At 36.1% G+C, this 17,449-nt stretch carries 15 protein-coding genes and 1 riboswitch; of the genes, 6 read left to right on the top strand and 9 right to left on the bottom strand.

The window, feature by feature from the left end; genetic code table 11:
• Nucleotides 1–14 precede the first annotated feature (14 nt).
• Entirely contained in the window at nucleotides 15–1,034 is a 1,020-nt protein-coding gene (locus tag ACFOY7_RS08355) for a zinc-binding alcohol dehydrogenase family protein (protein WP_390251292.1), read from the bottom strand.
• Nucleotides 1,035–1,185: 151 nt separating this feature from the next.
• Between ACFOY7_RS08355 and ACFOY7_RS08350 the strand changes: the two genes are divergently transcribed.
• Nucleotides 1,186–1,545: a winged helix-turn-helix transcriptional regulator gene (locus ACFOY7_RS08350; RefSeq protein WP_390251290.1), complete on the top strand. Its 360-nt coding sequence runs from the start codon at nucleotides 1,186–1,188 to the stop codon at nucleotides 1,543–1,545.
• 255 nt (nucleotides 1,546–1,800) lie between these two features.
• Here ACFOY7_RS08350 and ACFOY7_RS08345 read toward each other — a convergent pair whose 3' ends face one another.
• Complete coding sequence (locus ACFOY7_RS08345; RefSeq protein WP_390251288.1) at nucleotides 1,801–2,139, bottom strand: winged helix-turn-helix transcriptional regulator; 339 nt, start codon at nucleotides 2,137–2,139, stop codon at nucleotides 1,801–1,803.
• Nucleotides 2,140–2,573: 434 nt separating this feature from the next.
• Here ACFOY7_RS08345 and ACFOY7_RS08340 point away from each other — a divergent pair, with 434 nt between their 5' ends.
• On the top strand, nucleotides 2,574–4,517 hold the full coding sequence (locus ACFOY7_RS08340; protein ID WP_390251286.1) for a hypothetical protein: 1,944 nt from the start codon (nucleotides 2,574–2,576) through the stop codon (nucleotides 4,515–4,517).
• Between the two features lie 230 nt (nucleotides 4,518–4,747).
• On the opposite strand, the gene ACFOY7_RS08335 is transcribed toward ACFOY7_RS08340, so the two are convergent.
• Nucleotides 4,748–5,851 (bottom strand): 5-methyltetrahydropteroyltriglutamate--homocysteine S-methyltransferase, encoded by a 1,104-nt coding sequence (locus tag ACFOY7_RS08335; protein WP_390251284.1) that lies wholly within the window; start codon nucleotides 5,849–5,851, stop codon nucleotides 4,748–4,750.
• Nucleotides 5,852–5,959: 108 nt separating this feature from the next.
• Nucleotides 5,960–6,056: riboswitch (SAM riboswitch) on the bottom strand.
• A gap of 120 nt (nucleotides 6,057–6,176) precedes the next feature.
• Between ACFOY7_RS08335 and ACFOY7_RS08330 the strand changes: the two genes are divergently transcribed.
• From ACFOY7_RS08330 to ACFOY7_RS08320, 3 genes are all read left to right on the top strand, one after another.
• A complete protein-coding gene (locus ACFOY7_RS08330; RefSeq protein WP_390251282.1) occupies nucleotides 6,177–6,863 on the top strand; it encodes a response regulator transcription factor in 687 nt (228 codons plus the stop codon).
• Entirely contained in the window at nucleotides 6,860–8,212 is a 1,353-nt protein-coding gene (locus ACFOY7_RS08325) for a sensor histidine kinase (protein ID WP_390251280.1), read from the top strand. Before ACFOY7_RS08330 ends, ACFOY7_RS08325 begins: the two co-directional genes overlap by 4 nt.
• 101 nt (nucleotides 8,213–8,313) lie before the next feature.
• A complete protein-coding gene (locus tag ACFOY7_RS08320) occupies nucleotides 8,314–9,033 on the top strand; it encodes a PepSY domain-containing protein (RefSeq protein WP_390251278.1) in 720 nt (239 codons plus the stop codon).
• Between the two features lie 45 nt (nucleotides 9,034–9,078).
• On the opposite strand, the gene ACFOY7_RS08315 is transcribed toward ACFOY7_RS08320, so the two are convergent.
• The 4 genes from ACFOY7_RS08315 to ACFOY7_RS08300 all read right to left on the bottom strand — a co-directional run bounded on the left by ACFOY7_RS08315 (nucleotide 9,079) and on the right by ACFOY7_RS08300 (nucleotide 13,946).
• Nucleotides 9,079–11,025 carry a GTP-binding protein gene (locus ACFOY7_RS08315; RefSeq protein ID WP_390251276.1) on the bottom strand — a complete coding sequence of 649 codons (1,947 nt, stop codon included), beginning with the start codon at nucleotides 11,023–11,025 and terminating at the stop codon, nucleotides 9,079–9,081.
• A 19-nt stretch (nucleotides 11,026–11,044) separates the two neighbouring features.
• The gene (cyoE, locus tag ACFOY7_RS08310) at nucleotides 11,045–11,911 is read right to left on the bottom strand and encodes a heme o synthase (RefSeq protein ID WP_390251274.1); all 867 of its coding nucleotides are present in this window, start codon (nucleotides 11,909–11,911) and stop codon (nucleotides 11,045–11,047) included.
• Nucleotides 11,912–11,960: 49 nt separating this feature from the next.
• Nucleotides 11,961–12,803, bottom strand: a complete 843-nt coding sequence (locus ACFOY7_RS08305) for an SAM hydrolase/SAM-dependent halogenase family protein (protein ID WP_390251272.1) — start codon at nucleotides 12,801–12,803, stop codon at nucleotides 11,961–11,963.
• A 141-nt stretch (nucleotides 12,804–12,944) separates the two neighbouring features.
• On the bottom strand, nucleotides 12,945–13,946 hold the full coding sequence (locus ACFOY7_RS08300; RefSeq protein ID WP_390251270.1) for an LLM class flavin-dependent oxidoreductase: 1,002 nt from the start codon (nucleotides 13,944–13,946) through the stop codon (nucleotides 12,945–12,947).
• A gap of 182 nt (nucleotides 13,947–14,128) precedes the next feature.
• On the opposite strand from ACFOY7_RS08300, the gene ACFOY7_RS08295 reads away from it, so the two are divergent.
• Nucleotides 14,129–15,247 carry an NADH-dependent flavin oxidoreductase gene (locus tag ACFOY7_RS08295; RefSeq protein WP_390251268.1) on the top strand — a complete coding sequence of 373 codons (1,119 nt, stop codon included), beginning with the start codon at nucleotides 14,129–14,131 and terminating at the stop codon, nucleotides 15,245–15,247.
• A 41-nt stretch (nucleotides 15,248–15,288) separates the two neighbouring features.
• On the opposite strand, the gene ACFOY7_RS08290 is transcribed toward ACFOY7_RS08295, so the two are convergent.
• Nucleotides 15,289–16,008: an NAD-dependent epimerase/dehydratase family protein gene (locus ACFOY7_RS08290; protein WP_390251266.1), complete on the bottom strand. Its 720-nt coding sequence runs from the start codon at nucleotides 16,006–16,008 to the stop codon at nucleotides 15,289–15,291.
• 207 nt (nucleotides 16,009–16,215) lie between these two features.
• The gene (locus ACFOY7_RS08285; protein WP_390251264.1) at nucleotides 16,216–17,262 is read right to left on the bottom strand and encodes an arabinan endo-1,5-alpha-L-arabinosidase; all 1,047 of its coding nucleotides are present in this window, start codon (nucleotides 17,260–17,262) and stop codon (nucleotides 16,216–16,218) included.
• Between the last annotated feature and the right edge of the window lie 187 nt (nucleotides 17,263–17,449).

The following is a 17,449-nucleotide window of genomic DNA, read 5'->3' as shown; positions in this document are numbered from 1 at the left end:
TTTGTTAAATAAATTTAGAAACCTTCTAATACCACCTTACCGATCATATTCCCTTTTTCCACCATAGCGTGTGCTTTACGTAAGTTTTCGGCATTGATCGGAGAGATGCATTCTTTTAACGTTGTACGAACTTTACCCTCATCAATTAACTGGCTGAGTTTTGTTAAAAGTTCATGCTGTTTTACCATATCTGGTGTATGGTACATAGAACGCGTAAACATAAATTCCCACACAAATGTGATACTTTTGCTTTTTAATACATTAAGATCTAAGGGATCACTATTTTCCACTATGGAGCAAATCTTTCCTTGTGGTACTATGGCCTCGCCCATGCTTTCCCAATGTTGATCCGTGTTATTTAGACAGAAAATATAATCTACATGGTCGATGCCAAATTCCTTCATTTGTGGAAGAAAAGATAAATGGTGGTTAATAACATAATCTGCTCCTAGTTCTTTAACCCATTTTTTACTTTCATCTCTAGAAGCTGTTGCAATTACAGTAAGACCTGCTATTTTTGCTAATTGAATAGCAATTGATCCTACTCCCCCTGCTCCTCCAATAATAAGAATCGATTTTTTTCCATTTTCTTTTTTATTATTTAAGTCAATTTGTAATCGATCAAATAGACCTTCCCATGCAGTAATTGCAGTTAGTGGCAAAGCAGCTGCTTCCGCATAAGATAATGACTGAGGTTTCTTTCCTGCAATTTTTTCATCCACTAAATGGTACTCACTATAAGTACCTGGTTTTGTGATACTTCCAGAATAATAAACTTCATCACCTGGTTTGAATAAAGTACAGTTTGATCCTACCGCTTCCACTACACCGCAAGCATCCCATCCGAGGATTTTTGGGGCAGTTTCCTGTTTTTCTTTCGGTGACCGAACTTTAACATCAACAGGGTTTATGGAGACAGCCATAATTTTTACGAGTAAATCATTTTCACTCGGGACTGGTTTTTCAAGGTTAACCTCAACCAGACTTTCCTTGTGTTCAATTGGTAAATATCTGTATAATCCTATTGCTTTCATTCCAATCTCCTCCTACAAAATTTATTGTACATAATGTATTATAAACAGTAATAATAAATATGGTAAGTAGGCACATTCTTGTAATTAAGAACCATTTATGTTATTTATATTGAGTATGATTACAATAAATTTACAGTTAGGTGGTTAATCAATGAGAAACAGAAAAAGTGGATACGGGTGCCCGGAAGGTTGTCCAGTAGAAGGTACTCTGGACGTTATTGGCGGGAAATGGAAAGGAGTTATTTTATTTTATTTAATTGATGGAAAAAAGAGATTCAGCCAACTTAGAAAATTAATGCCTGGAGTTACTCAAAGAATGTTGACACTTCAATTAAGGGAACTAGAAGATGATGGTATTATTCAGCGACATGTGTATGCTGAAGTTCCACCAAAAGTAGAATATTCCATGACTGAATTTGGAAGTACTCTCGAGCCTATCATTCTCTTAATGAGGGATTGGGGAGAAAACTATAAAAAGTTCGTTAAAAAGGAAACATCAGAAATGAATTAATGCACTAAATCCCTATATTATAGGCCTTCTCTCTAAATATCTTACTTTTCTTTTATTTTTTCACACAAATTAACATGGGTTGCTAAAAGCATGGATTGTAAACCAGGAGACGAATTTCAGGGAACCAAGCAAGCATACCATCCATGCTCAGACCTACTTGTTAAAATTATTGGGTTATTCCCTTTTCTCTGTAACGATAAATATATATTGCTAATTTTCATGAAGTCCACAAATAATGTTATTAAGTCTTCTCTTTTAATTCTCCCACTTATCTCCCCAATTTTGCATTTCCTCAAAGAGAATCTGTAATTCATATCCTTTCTTAGTTAGTTCATATTCAACATGTGCCGGAACTACAGGATAAATTGTTTTCTTAACAATGCCTTTTTTTTCTAATTTTTTTAAACAGTACGTAAGGGTTTTTGCGCTAATTCCATTAAGGCACTCTAATAATTCACCAAATCTTTTAGATCCATCATTTAAACGAAGGATAACTTTATAGTTCCATTTTCCTCCTATCACTTCTAACACACTGTTAATAGGACATTTGTCTTTCCCCCTAACTGGTTCAAAGATTTCCTTTTCTACACACATAAAGTGCCTCCTTTAAAAATTTATGAAAATAGACAACACACCAGAAAACCATATATCTAATAAACATTAGTTCATCACAAATGTCTAGTTACTCATAAGTAACTAGGTATAACAATTGTAATTATAGTAGAAGAATGTACCTACTTTTCAAAATATTACAATAGAACTATAATAAACATGTATTTTCTAATAAGGAAAAATTTCCAAGAAAGGTGGTGCTGATGAAAAAAACTATTTAAGAGGAGGGATGATCATATTAAAGGGTTTTAAGGAAAAAATAGAATGTGTCGTTACCTTCAAATGTTTGGCCGCATAAGAGATAACGACTAAGAATACGCTTTCTTTCATTCTGTTTAACATCATTCTATTATTTTTGAGATTCATTTGCAAGGTTTTTGCTGTTAGATTTATTTTAAAATATTAGGAGGGTTTTCATGAATACAAAAAAATATGCTTTCAATGGTTTACAAAGTAACTCATTGAAAGCAGGATATTTACAGTTTAACGAGGGTTTATTAAAACGAGCAATTTGTGCCGATCTTTTGGATGCTATGGAAGAACTAAGGATAAAAAAAATAAAAGATTTATCACCCACAGATGAACAGTTCATAAAGAATACTCCATATTCTATTAGTGAATATTGTACACTAAATGATTTTTATATAAGAATTCAAAGTGAATTAAAATCATTAGTACAGGAATTTCCTGAATTAGAGACATTTCAGACGCTTTTTCTCCATGAAATAAATCAAATACTGGAACAAAATCAAGATTCGAAGACTTTATTAAATAACATTTTTCACATCTATTCATTACTTAACCTCCACTTAGAAGCATGGGAAGAAAGACAAAATTCCAGTAAGCTATATATGAAAGATGGCAGATTCTATATACACATAGAACTAGAAGGTGATTTAGATAACATTGAACCGCCAGAGCTAACAAATTCTCAATATTTACATGTAATCAGTAATCTTATTACAGACTTACGGAAGCAAAATCGCTTACCAACTATTGATGAACGAATGGCAATTCGCTTTGCCTATGTACTATTAGAAAAAGGGCATCGTTATAATGGTCCTATTATTCCTTGGGGAAATTCAGGCTTCCGTGATGTTCAAACTTATGCTTCCATTACTGATCCAGGATTAGGACATTTGTATGGAACCTTAAAGTCCAACGATAATTTAAAAGGGGTGATTGTTCACATTGAACACCTGGAAAGAGGTAGTGATCAAGACCGTGAATTAGTTGAGCCGTACCGCATACCCAATTTCAACATTATTGGGAGAGTTAAGTTGAATGTTGGTGGTGATGCACCATCCTCATCATATGTCGGGAGACCATTATTTGAAAGTGATTTTAAACCTTCTGCTGTAAAAACTGTACATACATGGTCTGCAGCATGTTCAGCTATTTTTATGGATGGTTTAACCGAATGCAAATTAGCAATTGAGAGGATGACAGCAACTGAGGCAATACGATTCATGAAATACATGGCGGGTAATGTTCGAAGAGATCCACATACCCAAGCATTAGCGGCAGCTTTCAACATAAACACGCCTATTTTAGATGACCGTGAGAAAACTATAAAAGAAAATAACGGCAAACCGAAGCTAATTACAGATCGCTTTGAAATTGGAATGTTAGGCATTGAAATAGTTAAAGAAGGCGGATTTGATAAAGTTACTTGGGATGGAACAGCTAATACGTATCCAAGTAAGTGTGTAATTGAGCAACTTACCTTCTCCGAAGCACTTACAATGGTTCATAAAGCACATGAAGAAGGTTTACTTACTTATTTTTCTGCTGGATTCAGGTTCAAGCACTTACCTCAAGTCATCTATACAGGTACGGATGGTATCGGATTGGGCGGCGCTCAAATTCTTCGTTACATGGACTCAAATACAGGATTCCATGGGCCTTTTAAAGAAGAGAACATATCTAAAATTATTGATATCAGAGAGAAAGCAACCAAAGATACGAAAGGAAAAGCTGCTATTTTATTAAGTAGATTAGACCGTTTGTATTTTGAAAAGAGCATTACACCTAATGACAACAAGAAACGTCAATTACTCTTTACCCAATTAAAGAACAATGAAGTAGCTGAACTAGCAGAGACTATTCAAAAGTTGGCTCATATTGATGCATTACCTCATGATACTTCACATCCGTTATACAGCTGGGCACAACGCTTGATTTCAGCTAATACTACGTGTATGGCTGCGCAAATTTTCGAAGAAACAAAACAATGGGGAGAATTTCTGGATTCTCTAAGTACTGCTATGGATAACCAAGATTACGAAAAGCTGTCTGAACTTTTGTTCTCCATAGAAAAAGTGGAAAAATCCAATACAGGAGAACTAGTAACTGTTTAATGTAACTTTAAAAGCGGAGGGTTTCCTTAGCGATATACTTACTCTAATCACCATTTTCTCATCATTGTTTTTCCCTTCTTTTCATTTTTATTTAGAAGAAATGAGTGCAGTAATGAATACATTGATGAACAGTAATGAAGAGTAAGCATACGTACTTGATGGAACAGTGAACATGCATTTCCAGAAAATGAAAAGACTATCACTCTGTTGAGCGATAGTCTTCTATTATTTTATCCCCAAATCTCTTTTGATACATCAACAATAAATTTTAATTTCTTCCATTGCTCTTCTTCTGTCAGGATATTTCCATGATGTGTTGATGCAAAGCCACATTGTGGACTTAAGCAAAGTTGATCAAGAGGAATATATTCGGACGCTTCTTTAATTTTTGCTTTTATTGCTTCCTTATCTTCCAGTTCACCTGTTTTAGAAGTCACAGCACCCACAACCACTCTCGCTCCACCTTTTGGAATTTCAGCCAGTGGTTCGAATCCGCCTGATCTTTCATCATCATACTCTAAGAAGAAACCATTTACCTTTTCTTTTGCAAATAAAGTTGGTGCAATTAACTCATAACTGCCCTTAAATGCCCATGATGATTGATAGTTCCCGCGACATAAATGTGTTGTAACAATTAAATCTTCCGGCTTGTCTTCCAGGACACCATTTACCACCCTTAGTGCCAGATCGATATATTGTTCCCGATTATAGATATCTCCTTCAAAACTCATGTCTGGTGAAGAAAGTCCAGCAATATATACATCATCAAATTGTAAATAACGGCAACCTGCATCATAAAATGCTTTCACAGCATCCTTGTATGCTTGAATGATATCTTTAGTGAATTCTTCCATATCGGGATAGAAATCATGGTTTCTTAAATTAGGATAAAAGAATTGGTTTGGACTAGGTATTGTTTGCTTAGCTACAGCCCTGTTGCCAACAATCTCCTTGAAATCTTTAAAGTGTTGAATAAAAGGATGATCTGGATTAAAAGAAATCTTCCCAATGTTTCTAACATTATATGGTTCTGTTTCTAAGTCAGCAAATTGATACCCATGGTCTGGTACATACCCCTCGTAACCATTCAAGTTTTCCATAAAATCAGTATGCCACCACAGCCTTCTAAACTCTCCATCAGTAACAAGCTCTAAACCAGCTTCAATTTGCTTGTCTACAATTCTTTTTACCTCTTCTATTTGAATCTCATTTAACTGATCCTCTGTTATTTTTCCTGCTTTAAAATCAGCTTGTGCTTGCTTTAATCTTTCAGGTCTTAATAAACTTCCTACATGGTCTGCTCGAAATGGTGCTACATTTGTAATTGTTGTCATAATTATCCTACTCTCAATATGTATTTATCTATTCTTATGATAACATGAGAAAATGAGAAAAAACCTCTTCTTACAAATAAGAAGAGGTTGAATGCCGTTTCACTGCTCTTCTTATCTTCAGCAAACGCTACTGGAATTAGCACAGTACAATATGTCTGTTGCTGAGGCTTCAAAGGGCCAGTCCCTCCACCTCTCTGGATAAGAATAGATATGTAATTATTAACTATGGTAATCTAGCAATTGGAAAATGTCAACAATATTATTCGTTTTATCACTTTTTTATCATGTCTGTGCTATATTATTGAAAAGAAGGTGGTGAATCAGGATGTCGTCCATATTGATTGTTGAAGATGAAGAGAAACTTGCAAGAGTATTGGAATTGGAATTAAGTTATGAGGGATATGAAACAGAAACAGCTTTAGATGGACAACATGCTTTTCAGTTATTGCATTCAAATACTTACCAATTGGTATTATTAGATATTATGTTACCAGGAATGAGTGGTCTCGAAGTGTTAAGAAGATTTCGCAAAATAAATAAAGATACACCTATTATTCTATTAACAGCAAGAGACGAAGTGCATGATAAAGTATCAGGTTTAGATCTTGGTGCAAATGATTATGTAACAAAGCCGTTCCAAATCGAAGAACTGCTGGCTAGAATTAGAGTACATTTAAGAACAAATACTAATCAACAACAGGAAACAGACATGCTGCTATTTGATGATCTTCTGATTGATTTGAAATCGAGAAGTGTAAAAAGAGGCACACAGTCAATTGAACTGACACCAAGGGAATATGATTTACTAACATTTTTACTTAAAAATAAAAACCAAGTCTTCCAAAGAGAGCAACTGCTCGATAAAGTTTGGGGATATAACTATGCTGGTGATACAAATGTAGTAGATGTATATATTCGTTATGTCCGAAATAAAATCGACAAACCATTTAATAAGTCTACCATCCAGACGATTCGCGGTGTTGGTTATACTATAAAGGACATAAAGATATGAAACTGGGGACAAAAGTACAGTTATTTTTAAGTATAGGAATGGTAATTGTTGTTGTGTTCGTCAACAGTGTTGTCTATTTTTTATATGAAAGCAGAGTTAGTGAGAACGAGATAGCTCGTGTGAAGGAAGATGCGCTATCCATTATGGAGGCTATTGCTCAGCAAGATGAAATCAATGTAGACAGTTCGCGCCTATTAAAGGCATTCTTACCTGCTAATGGAATGATTCGTATTATTGATGAAACAAACCATCCGATCCATAACTATGCCAAAGACGCAAGCTACCATAATTGGCCAGTTCAATATACCGACAAAGAGATGACAACACTAAACCATTCATCAGATGATATACCATATGTACAGGTAGCCATCCCTGTTATTTGGAATGATGGATCCATTGTTACTCTTCAAGTAAGTGAAGCTTTATATTCCATGAAAGATGCACTCAACAGACTCCAAGTTGTTTTATTGATCACTTCATTATTTATGATCATACCAGCTATTTTAGCAGGCATCATGATCGCTCACTATGTTACTAAACCGATAAAGAGGCTAACAAGGGAGATCAACAGTAATCCAAAGAATGGAAAATGGGAAAAAATATCGATAACAGCAAATGGGAAAGATGAGATTGCTGAAATGCAACTAGCATATAATCAAATGATTGATCGAATTGACGAGAATATGGCTAAACAAGCCCGATTTGTTTCAGATGCGTCTCATGAGTTAAAAACACCACTATCTGTGATAACCAGCTATACAGAGTTACTACAGAGACGAGGTAAAGAAAGAACAGAAATATTTGATGAAGCTGTTGATGCCATTCTTTCAGAAGCTGGTAGAATGAAGCATATAACAGAGCAAATGCTCATGTTGGCAAAGAATGAAACGATCGAGAATGTCCGCTTTGCACCAGTTAATATTACTGATTTGATTCGTGAAGTGGTTCGCTCATTATCTATTGCATACAATCGTGATATCCACTTATATGAGGAATCCCCTTTGTCTCGAATGGTTAGTGCAGACAAGCAAAAACTATACCAGGCAATCTATATATTAGTTGATAATGCCTGTAAATATAGTGATAAAGAAATTAACATCTATTTAGTAGATAAAGAGGAGCATGTGCTTATTTCTGTTCATGACTTTGGTGATGGTTTAAGTGAAAACGATCAAAAACTAGTTTTCGATCGTTTTTATCGAGTAGATAAAGCAAGAAGCAGAAAAGCTGGCGGGAGTGGCTTAGGCTTGGCGATTTGCAAAGCCATAATCGATGCACATGGCGGTTATATTACGATAGACAGTCAACTTAAAAAAGGCTCTACTTTCTCCATCCATATCCCAAAATAAGAAAGATGAGAGGATTTCTCATCCATTTCTCATTTTTCTCTCATGAGGTACTCATTATCGAAGTCTACAATAAAAGTATCGAATAGAAAGGAGTACTTTTCATGAAAAATAAAACATTTTTTATTGTATTAACAAGTTTACTTGTTGTCGGAGGAATTTTAGCAATTCTGCAGTTTTCACCAAATAAAGCAAGTGCTTATTTATCTGAACAAGAGGCTGAGGATAAAGTAAAGAGTCAATTTTCAGGTGAAATCGTTGAAATTGAATTAGAAGAAAATGATAATCGCAGAGTCTATGAAGTGGAGATAAAAGGAACAGAATCACACTATGAACTTGAACTGCATGCTGAAACTGGGGAAATTTTAAAATTAGAGGAAAAGGTCATCGTAAAAGCTGCTTCTGATAATAATGAAACAGATGATGACAGGAAAACTGACCAATCTAACAGTGCACAACAAACCACTTCTACAAAATCAGCAAGTAATTCAAACCATACTGTAAATTCAAATGAGAGTAATGCAGATGACCGCAATGAAACTACTTCAACAAACACAAACCAGGTTGATGACGGTACTAGTAAACAAAGCCAAACAAAAACCACAACGAAAACGTTAATTTCATCTGAGAAAGCGAAGTCGATTGCGTTAGATCAACATAGTGGAACAGTTAAAGAATTGGAGTTAGATGAAGATGACGGTCATATGGTATATGAAATAGAAATCCATACAACAACTAATGAAATTGAGATAGAAATTGATGGATATACTGGTTCTGTTATTTCTGTTTCTAAAGATGATTTAGATGACGATGATGAAGATTAATCCTCCTATCATATAAGACTTGAAATGGAAAAGCAACGCAGCATATTAGTGCGTTGCTTTTTCTGTATTTGCATGCATATGTTCCTTTGCTTCATGCCATGGGACAGAATAACTCTCCCCTTTGGCGCAAAAAACGGATGAAGACCGGTAAATTGGATCCTGATTTTTATCATAAGCTAGCTTCTCCATAACCTCTATTGGATTATGGCACTCATAATAGCCTGCATAACGCAGCTGTAACGAGCCTTTACCTTTTGTAAAGGAAGCGAAGGTTATCGGATAATCCCGAAATGTTGAGACAGGGACTTTACCAGTTAAAATTGCTTTTTCTCCCTCTGTTACCGGGGCATCAAATAAACCGTTAGCCTTCTCAATATCTGCGATTACCCGGCCAATTAAATGGGAAGGTACCTTTATTTTCACCTCATAATAAGGTTCAAGAAGTAACTTTTCTGCTTGCTCTAAACCTTGGCGTATTGCTCGATAGGTAGCTTCTCGAAAGTCCCCGCCTGATGTGTGTTTTTCATGTGCACGGCCATTTATCAGAATTATATGAATATCTGCCAACACAGCCCCTGTCAGTATCCCTGTATGAGCCCTTTCAAAAACATGCTGTTCTACTAATCTTTGATAATTTAATGGTAAATCATCAACATGGCATCTATTTTCAAATGTTACTCCATTTCCTCTTTCTGCTGGTTTTAATTGCAGATGAACTTCTGCATAATGTCTTAACGGTTCAAAGTGCCCATACCCCATGACTGGAAATTTAATCGTTTCCTTATAAAGAATTTCAGGGGGAGTAAAATCGATCAACTTATTAAAACGCTCAAATACCAATTGTTTTAACACTTCTAACTGAATTACACCTAAAATATGCAAATGAATCTCTTTTAATTCATTATCCCACTCTACCTGTAAGGAAGGGTCTTCTGCATCTAGCAACTCAAACAATTGCAACATATCTCTGTCACTTTCTTCCTTACCATATTCCACTTTCACTCTCATTGTTGGCACCATCGTATAAGTTGCAGATTTCTTACCTTCTCCTGCCGTATCCCCGATTGATAATGTACTAGAACCGGCAACAGCGAATAATTGGCCTGCCTCCACTTTATCAACAGATGAAAAATTTTGGCCGTCATAAATTCTTAATTCATTCACTTTTTCGCCATTTAATTGTTCACGAACAGACATTTGCCCTTGTAATGCTTTTATAAATGTTAATTTATGGCCATCTTTATCATGTCTGATTTTATATACAGTTCCAATAAATTGTCTGGAATTATCCCATGTTTTACCTGCCCACTCATCTAGCGCCTTAATAACATGATCAATTCCTATACCTTGTAAGGCGGATCCGCAGAAACACGGGAATAGGGTCCTTGATTGAACCATTGCAGCAACCCTTGCCCTCCATAACTTTTCATCAGAATTCCCTTCTAAATATTGTTCTAATAAAAAATCATCCTTTTCGGCAATTTTCTCCTTTAAATCATCATCTAGGCAATCTGATTGAAAGAACTTCATTGCATCAAAAATGGAACCAGCAAAATCCTTTTCTATTTCTTGCATAACGGCTTCCTTATCCGCGCCTTCTCTATCCATTTTATTAATATAGAAGAAAACAGGTTTATCGTGCTCTCTTAATAACTGCCAAACTGTCTCGGTGTGACCCTGAATCCCTTCCACTGCACTGACAATAATTATCCCATAATCAATCACATGGACCATCCGTTCCATCTCAGCAGAGAAATCTACATGGCCTGGTGTATCAATTAATTGATACATAGATTTGTCCGTTTCCATTAATGCTTGTTCACTGAATACAGTAATGCCGCGTTCCCGTTCTACTGTATGATGGTCAAGGTACGTATTTTGATGATCGACACGTCCCGGCTGATGAATATGATTAGTATGGAATAGAAGTTGTTCGGCAAAAGTTGTCTTACCTGCATCCACATGTGCAAATAATCCAATTGTACTTGTCATATATAAACTACCTACTTTACTAAACGAAAATGAGATACAATGTATATACGCCCATTAAATAAATTAATGAACTAATAAATAATTGATCTGCCCAGCTTTTCATTTTTTTTGTTTGAAAGCCTTTCAGACTAATAATAAACCATGCTAGGTTTAATATACTTATCAATAGATAAAACATGACACTAAGATGATTGATCATAAATGGAACAAAGAAAAGTAATGCAATGTAAATACTTGTTCTGCGAATAGTTGTTTGATACCCTTTTACAACTGGCAGCATTTTCAGACCTGCTCTAGCATAATCATCATACTTTCTAATAGCAATAGCATAAGTGTGCGGCATTTGCCATAAGAACATAATCAAAAATAAAGAGAGCGGTATGACATGAAATGCTGGTTCAATAACGGCCCAGCCCATCAGTGGTGTTACCGCTCCGGATAAACTTCCAATATGCGTATTCCACGTTACACGTCTTTTCGTCCAAATTGTGTACACAACAACATAAGTAAACCAGCCAATCCAGCCGTATAAGGCTACTTCAAAATTGATAAAAAGCAGGATAAGCTGACCGGAAATACTTAAAGTTAGTCCAATGCCAAGAACTGTTTTTAACGACATGGTTCCAGTAACTGTTGGGCGGTTTTTTGTACGCTCCATTAATTTATCCACATCTGCTTCCAGCCAATTATTACATGCCAAAGCTCCCGCAACTAGCATCCCGCTCCCAATAATAAGTAAGAGGAATGAAGGAAAATAATTAGTAAAAGACACTTCGTAATATTTCCATGCTAGCAAAAAACCAAATAATGTTGGCAGCACGTTTGCAATTAATACAAAACGTTTAAATAAATATTTTAAATCTTTGAAAAAATTAATCTTGATCACTTCCTCTAATTAAAACCGGTAAAACTTCAATGCTGCATGTATATATGCATTAACTTTTTCTCATTGTAATTCTCCAACTGGCACCTGTTCCGATATTATAAGCTTTTGCAAATGAACCTTGGTTTATAGCAATTGCCATATTGTCTAATGAATTAACATAGACTAGTGGCTCTCCGATATGAATCGAAGCAAATGAACGTCCAAATGTCATCACATTATTATATACTTGACGACTTTCATTTTGAATCGTAACTTCTACATGGTCTCCATATTCACATTCCAACGCCAGGAACATTTCACGACTTATATTTGTCCAAAGGTTTCCAAACCGAATATCAAGTATGTCGATTGAACCTTCTATTTTGTTCTCTGTTAACACTGGCTCGTAGAATGGAGATACCACAACCTCTTCTGTATTCAATGCAGGTCCTACCTCTTCAAACATTATTACACCGGCTGCTAATCTTGAACCAGTATATGCATAAACATCTCTGCCATGAAAAGTATGGGACGCTCCTGACTGCGGTAAACGATTGATCTTTTCATCAATTTCCCGCATTGCTTTAATGCCGACTTTCTTGGCGATATGTGTAAGTGTGCCATTATCTGGTGTCACAATATATTGGTCATCATTCGTCTTTACTACAACACTTTTTCGATTGGTCCCGACACCAGGATCAACAATGGAAACAAAAACGGTTCCTTTGGGCCAATATGCTACTGTCTGCCATAGTCGATAAGATGCTGCCCAAATATCAAATGGCGGGATATCATGGGTATTATCATAAATTGGAATTACTCTGCTGACAGAATGTGCTACACCTTTCATTGCACTCACCGCACCATCTTCTATGCCAAAGTCAGATTGTAATACCAATGCATTCATCATCATACATACCCCCTTGATTTCTTTTCATATATTATACTATTTAACTCAAATGAATACTATTTTAAATAATTATCTCATTTGAAAAAGGAAAAGAAGCAAATCCTTTAAAAACAGATTTTGCTTCTTCTACTGGAAGGCAATTCCTCACTTCCCGTCCACTACCTCTTTTAATATTTGATAAGATCGTTTCTGTTTGTCTGTATCATAAATGTACGATACAGCCATTATTTCATCTACATGGTATTTCTCTTGGAAATTTGTTAACTGTTCCCGAATGGATGCTTTACTTCCAAGCAGTGTAACACTGGACATAGAAGACGCTACATGTTTCTCTTGCATTGTCCACAACTCCTCCATATCCTCAACTGGGGGACTTAATGGATTTCTGGTACCACGAACAATATTTAAAAAGAACTGTTGCATTGTCGTTAGTTCAAATTGTGCTTCTTCATCAGTCTCTGCAGCAATCACATTCAAACACACCATCATATAAGGCTTATCTAAATAGGAAGATGGTTGAAACTCCTTCCGATATATAGAGATTGCTTCTTCCATATGTGCTGGAGCAAAATGTGATGCAAATACGTAAGGCAAACCTAATTTTGCTGCTAAATGGGCAGAATCTGTTGATGAGCCAAGAATATATACAGGAATATTTGTACCAATCCCCGGGAATGCTTTGACATAGCCTTGTTCCTCTTCAGGTCCGAAGTAGGTTAGTAATGATTGAACATCTTTTGGAAATGTATAGACAGGATCATCTTTTGATCGCCTTAACGCACTAGCTGTTAATTGGTCTGTACCGGGTGCTCTGCCTAATCCCAGATCTAATCGTTCAGGGTAAAGTGTTGCCATTGTACCAAATTGTTCTGCTACCGCTAATGGTGCATGATTTGGAAGCATTACCCCGCCAGAACCTACACGGATATTTTTCGTATTCTCAAGTGTATGTTTCATTAGAATGGTTGTTGCAGAACTGACTAATGTTGTTGTATTATGGTGCTCTGCAATCCAATACCTTTCATAGCCCATTTCATCCACTGCCTGGGCAAGATCAACCATCTGGTCAATTGCCTCTTTCGGACCAGACCCTTTTCTAATTGGAACTAAATTAAGAACGGAAACAGGTATATTTATATTTGTCATATGTCAATTCCTTTCTTCTTTCACTTTCTGTTCTATCGTAACAATTTCTGTTAAACAAAAAAATTTATTTGCTTACATTAAGTCATATTGGGAATTATAATTCATGTTCGAGCAAATAAATGTACATTTCCCAACAAATTAACTAACATATTCTCTACATTCATTAAAAAGGTGGTATTCAAATGACAAATGACTTATTATCTTCCTATACATTACCTAATGGTGTAACATTGAAAAATCGCATCATTATGGCGCCAATGACGAACTTTTCGTCAAATGATGATGGTACCGTATCAGAGGCAGAAGTAAACTATTATTCAAGAAGATCACATGGTGTTAGTATGGTTATTACTGCATGTACTTATGTAACACCTGATGGAAAAGGATTTCCTGGCGAATTCGGCGCTGACAATGATGCTATGATACCCAGTTTAAAGAAATTAGCTGATGGTATTAAAAAACAAGGAGCAAAAGCAATTTTGCAGATTTTCCATGGAGGGAGAATGTGCCCGGCAGACCTTGTACCAAACGAAGATGTGGTGAGTGCAAGCAATATTCCGGCTAGTGGTGAAGGCAATCCTGTTCCTAGACCGTTAACGGAAAACGAAATTGAAGAAATCATTCATGCGTTTGGAGAAACTACTCGTCGAGCAATAGAAGCAGGATTTGACGGGGTAGAGATCCATGGAGCAAATGGGTACTTAATCCAGCAGTTCTTTTCACCACATTCTAACAGAAGAGAAGACCGCTTTGGTGGCAGCCTTGAGAAGCGAATGACTTTTCCGCTGGCTGTAGTAGAGAAGGTTACGGAAACGGTTAAGAAACATGCTACTGTCCCGTTTATCGTCGGTTACCGTTTCTCACCAGAAGAGGCCGAAACACCTGGAATTACGATGGATGAAACTTTACAATTAGTCAATACCCTTGCTGATAAAGAGCTTGATTACTTACATGTATCATTAAATGATTATAACTCTAAACCACGCAGAGGTGTAGGAGATTTGGATAAATCCCGGCTTGAATATTTACTTGAAATGATTAATAACCGGATTCCTTTAATTGGAGTCGGCTCAATTTATTCAGCAGAAGATGCCGAAAAAGCATTCGCAACAGGTGTGCCACTGCTTGCACTTGGCAGAGAATTAATCATGGATCCAGATTGGGTAGAAAAACTAGAAGCTGGAAAAGAAGAAGAGATTATTACAGAATTAAATACAAACAGGCAACAAGAATTAGTTATTCCAGATCCATTATGGAATATAATTACTAACACTCCAGGGTGGTTCCCGGGTATTGATTAAATAGACAGGAAGAGAGCTTTATGCTCTTTTCCTGTTTTTGCTTATTCAGGCTTATAACCAATTTCTGAAATCGCATTCGATAGATCCCAAGGTTTACCTTTATTATCAGAAACACCATAATAAGTTCCATACTTTCTATCTGTCTCAATTGCCGCTTCGAATAGATTAATCAGATCACTTTCTGATAGTAACGTCCTTTTTAACCGGTCATCTTTTTCTAAAGCATCTTTCTCATTGGATGGGACTGAACCAATTCGAATATTGATCACAGAGAGGTTTGTATTATATGAGAAAATGAAACCCGCATGCTCAGAGGCTAATTTTAACACACCATACAATCCTTTCGGTGCGGGATAATCGGTGGTTGTAATTTCGCGGTCTAATTTAGAGAAGCCATTCTCTTCATAATAATCTGTTACATGATTTGTACTTGCAAAGATTACCCTTGATATATTATAGTTTTTTGCTATCAGCATGAGATAATAGCTTGCCTTGAAGAAAACATCCGTCATTTTATTAAAAACATCTGCTTCCTCGATCGCATTGTTCGTCTCTATTCTTAGTAAATTAATTAAAACATCTGTATCTTGCGGGATCTTATCCAGAAGTTGATCGTAATCCGTTGCATCAACATAACGATAGGTAGATGTTTCCTCCTGTATGGAGTTGTCTAACACCAATACCTGATAGTTCTTTTCCAAAGCAGTAAATAACTTTTTCCCAACAGTTCCACCGCCGCCAATGATCACTAATTTCTTCATTTGTTTTTCGAACCCCTTCCATTTAATGAATAGTTTTACCAATCTATTTATAAATATAAGATAAGCCGTAAAGTGGATCTCTGACTAATTAATTTGCATTCAATAATACCCTAAATATGGATAGAATAAACAAGTTCAAATTCTTAACATTCGCAAAAAAAAAAGAGCTAAGTTTTCACCTAACCCTCTAATCTTTTCCCTTTATTATTAGAATGTCGGCCAATCATCTTCCCAGTTAATTTTTCTAATTTGCATCCGGATGGTTCCGTTTGCATCTCCGTCATAATAGTGATAAATCATATAATAATTTCCCGACACTTCAATCACATCTTGTCCACCAGGTCCAACTTGGTTATCTTCTGCTTCTAGAATAATGTCGCCGCCGCCATCTAATAATGCAACACCATTCGAATCTACATACGGGCCAATGATTGACTCTGAGCGCCCAACAGCAACCTTGTAAGTACTGTTTACACCTTGACAGCATTGATCCCATGATGTAAGTAAATAATAATAATCATCCTTCTTAAAAATGGTCGGCCCTTCAATAGCGTTATGCTCGGTTGTTGCTTGTCTGGAGGCCAGAACGTATTCTTCCCCTCTAGTTTCCGTCATATTAACTAATTCTTTTAAGACGATTCCACCAAAATGTGAGCCATATAAAATCCACCATTTTCCCTCATCTTCAATTACCATTGGGTCAATCGCATTAAAACTATCTCTACTTGTTGTTTGCAAGATTGGCCCATGATCTTCCCAGCTTTCTGTGTCTTCTGGGGTTACAGTTGATGCCACACCAATCGCTGAATTATTTGTACCGAACATGGAGGCAGCATAATATAAATAATAGGTATCATTATTTTCTATAACGTATGGTGCCCATAGATGAGTTATCTTATATTCTTTCACCCATTCAGGTACAGGTATTTCACCAATTGACTCCCAGGGACCTTCCAGATTTTCTTCTGATTTCCGTATAAAGATACCGCCAGGATTTTCTTGATCTCTTGAAATTCCAGTCGATACAACATAATACGTATTATCTGCTTGGAAAATGGAAGGGTCATGTGTTGGATCATCTATTGCTTTTTCAGCATCAAATCCCCCTGTATCTCCCGACATTTCTAATTTTGTTTCCTTTACACTTTCTGTTGTTCCACCAGTTACTTTTGCGATCGGTTCATAAAATACAATTGTACTTACAAGTAATGCAACTGAAAATAGTAGTGCTACTATACCGCCTAAGTTTTTCATCATATTCCCCCTTTTACTTGTACGTACATTATACCATAACCATAATCGTATTATCTATCTTCAAATTAAATTAGCTACAGAAGCAGTTCAGTTTGAGATCTGCTTAACTTTTCTCTCACCAACGAGAACAGCGGAAATATCTTCGCTGATATTTCCGCTGTTCTATACTGCTTAACCTCTTGCTCAA

The sequence above is a fragment of the Gracilibacillus xinjiangensis genome, from assembly GCF_042651765.1.
In the GTDB taxonomy this organism is placed as follows: domain Bacteria; phylum Bacillota; class Bacilli; order Bacillales; family Amphibacillaceae; genus Gracilibacillus; species Gracilibacillus xinjiangensis.
This window is presented reverse-complemented; position numbering and strand designations above follow the sequence as displayed.

Excerpts from the sequence above, each read along its gene's own strand:
- ACFOY7_RS08355 (WP_390251292.1), bottom strand. The coding sequence starts at position 1,034 with ATGAAAGCAATAGGATTATACAGATATTTACCAATTGAACACAAGGAA.
- ACFOY7_RS08350 (WP_390251290.1), top strand. The coding sequence starts at position 1,186 with ATGAGAAACAGAAAAAGTGGATACGGGTGCCCGGAAGGTTGTCCAGTA.
- ACFOY7_RS08345 (WP_390251288.1), bottom strand. The coding sequence starts at position 2,139 with ATGTGTGTAGAAAAGGAAATCTTTGAACCAGTTAGGGGGAAAGACAAA.
- ACFOY7_RS08340 (WP_390251286.1), top strand. The coding sequence starts at position 2,574 with ATGAATACAAAAAAATATGCTTTCAATGGTTTACAAAGTAACTCATTG.
- ACFOY7_RS08335 (WP_390251284.1), bottom strand. The coding sequence starts at position 5,851 with ATGACAACAATTACAAATGTAGCACCATTTCGAGCAGACCATGTAGGA.
- ACFOY7_RS08330 (WP_390251282.1), top strand. The coding sequence starts at position 6,177 with ATGTCGTCCATATTGATTGTTGAAGATGAAGAGAAACTTGCAAGAGTA.
- ACFOY7_RS08325 (WP_390251280.1), top strand. The coding sequence starts at position 6,860 with ATGAAACTGGGGACAAAAGTACAGTTATTTTTAAGTATAGGAATGGTA.
- ACFOY7_RS08320 (WP_390251278.1), top strand. The coding sequence starts at position 8,314 with ATGAAAAATAAAACATTTTTTATTGTATTAACAAGTTTACTTGTTGTC.
- ACFOY7_RS08315 (WP_390251276.1), bottom strand. The coding sequence starts at position 11,025 with ATGACAAGTACAATTGGATTATTTGCACATGTGGATGCAGGTAAGACA.
- ACFOY7_RS08305 (WP_390251272.1), bottom strand. The coding sequence starts at position 12,803 with ATGATGATGAATGCATTGGTATTACAATCTGACTTTGGCATAGAAGAT.
- ACFOY7_RS08300 (WP_390251270.1), bottom strand. The coding sequence starts at position 13,946 with ATGACAAATATAAATATACCTGTTTCCGTTCTTAATTTAGTTCCAATT.
- ACFOY7_RS08295 (WP_390251268.1), top strand. The coding sequence starts at position 14,129 with ATGACAAATGACTTATTATCTTCCTATACATTACCTAATGGTGTAACA.
- ACFOY7_RS08290 (WP_390251266.1), bottom strand. The coding sequence starts at position 16,008 with ATGAAGAAATTAGTGATCATTGGCGGCGGTGGAACTGTTGGGAAAAAG.
- ACFOY7_RS08285 (WP_390251264.1), bottom strand. The coding sequence starts at position 17,262 with ATGAAAAACTTAGGCGGTATAGTAGCACTACTATTTTCAGTTGCATTA.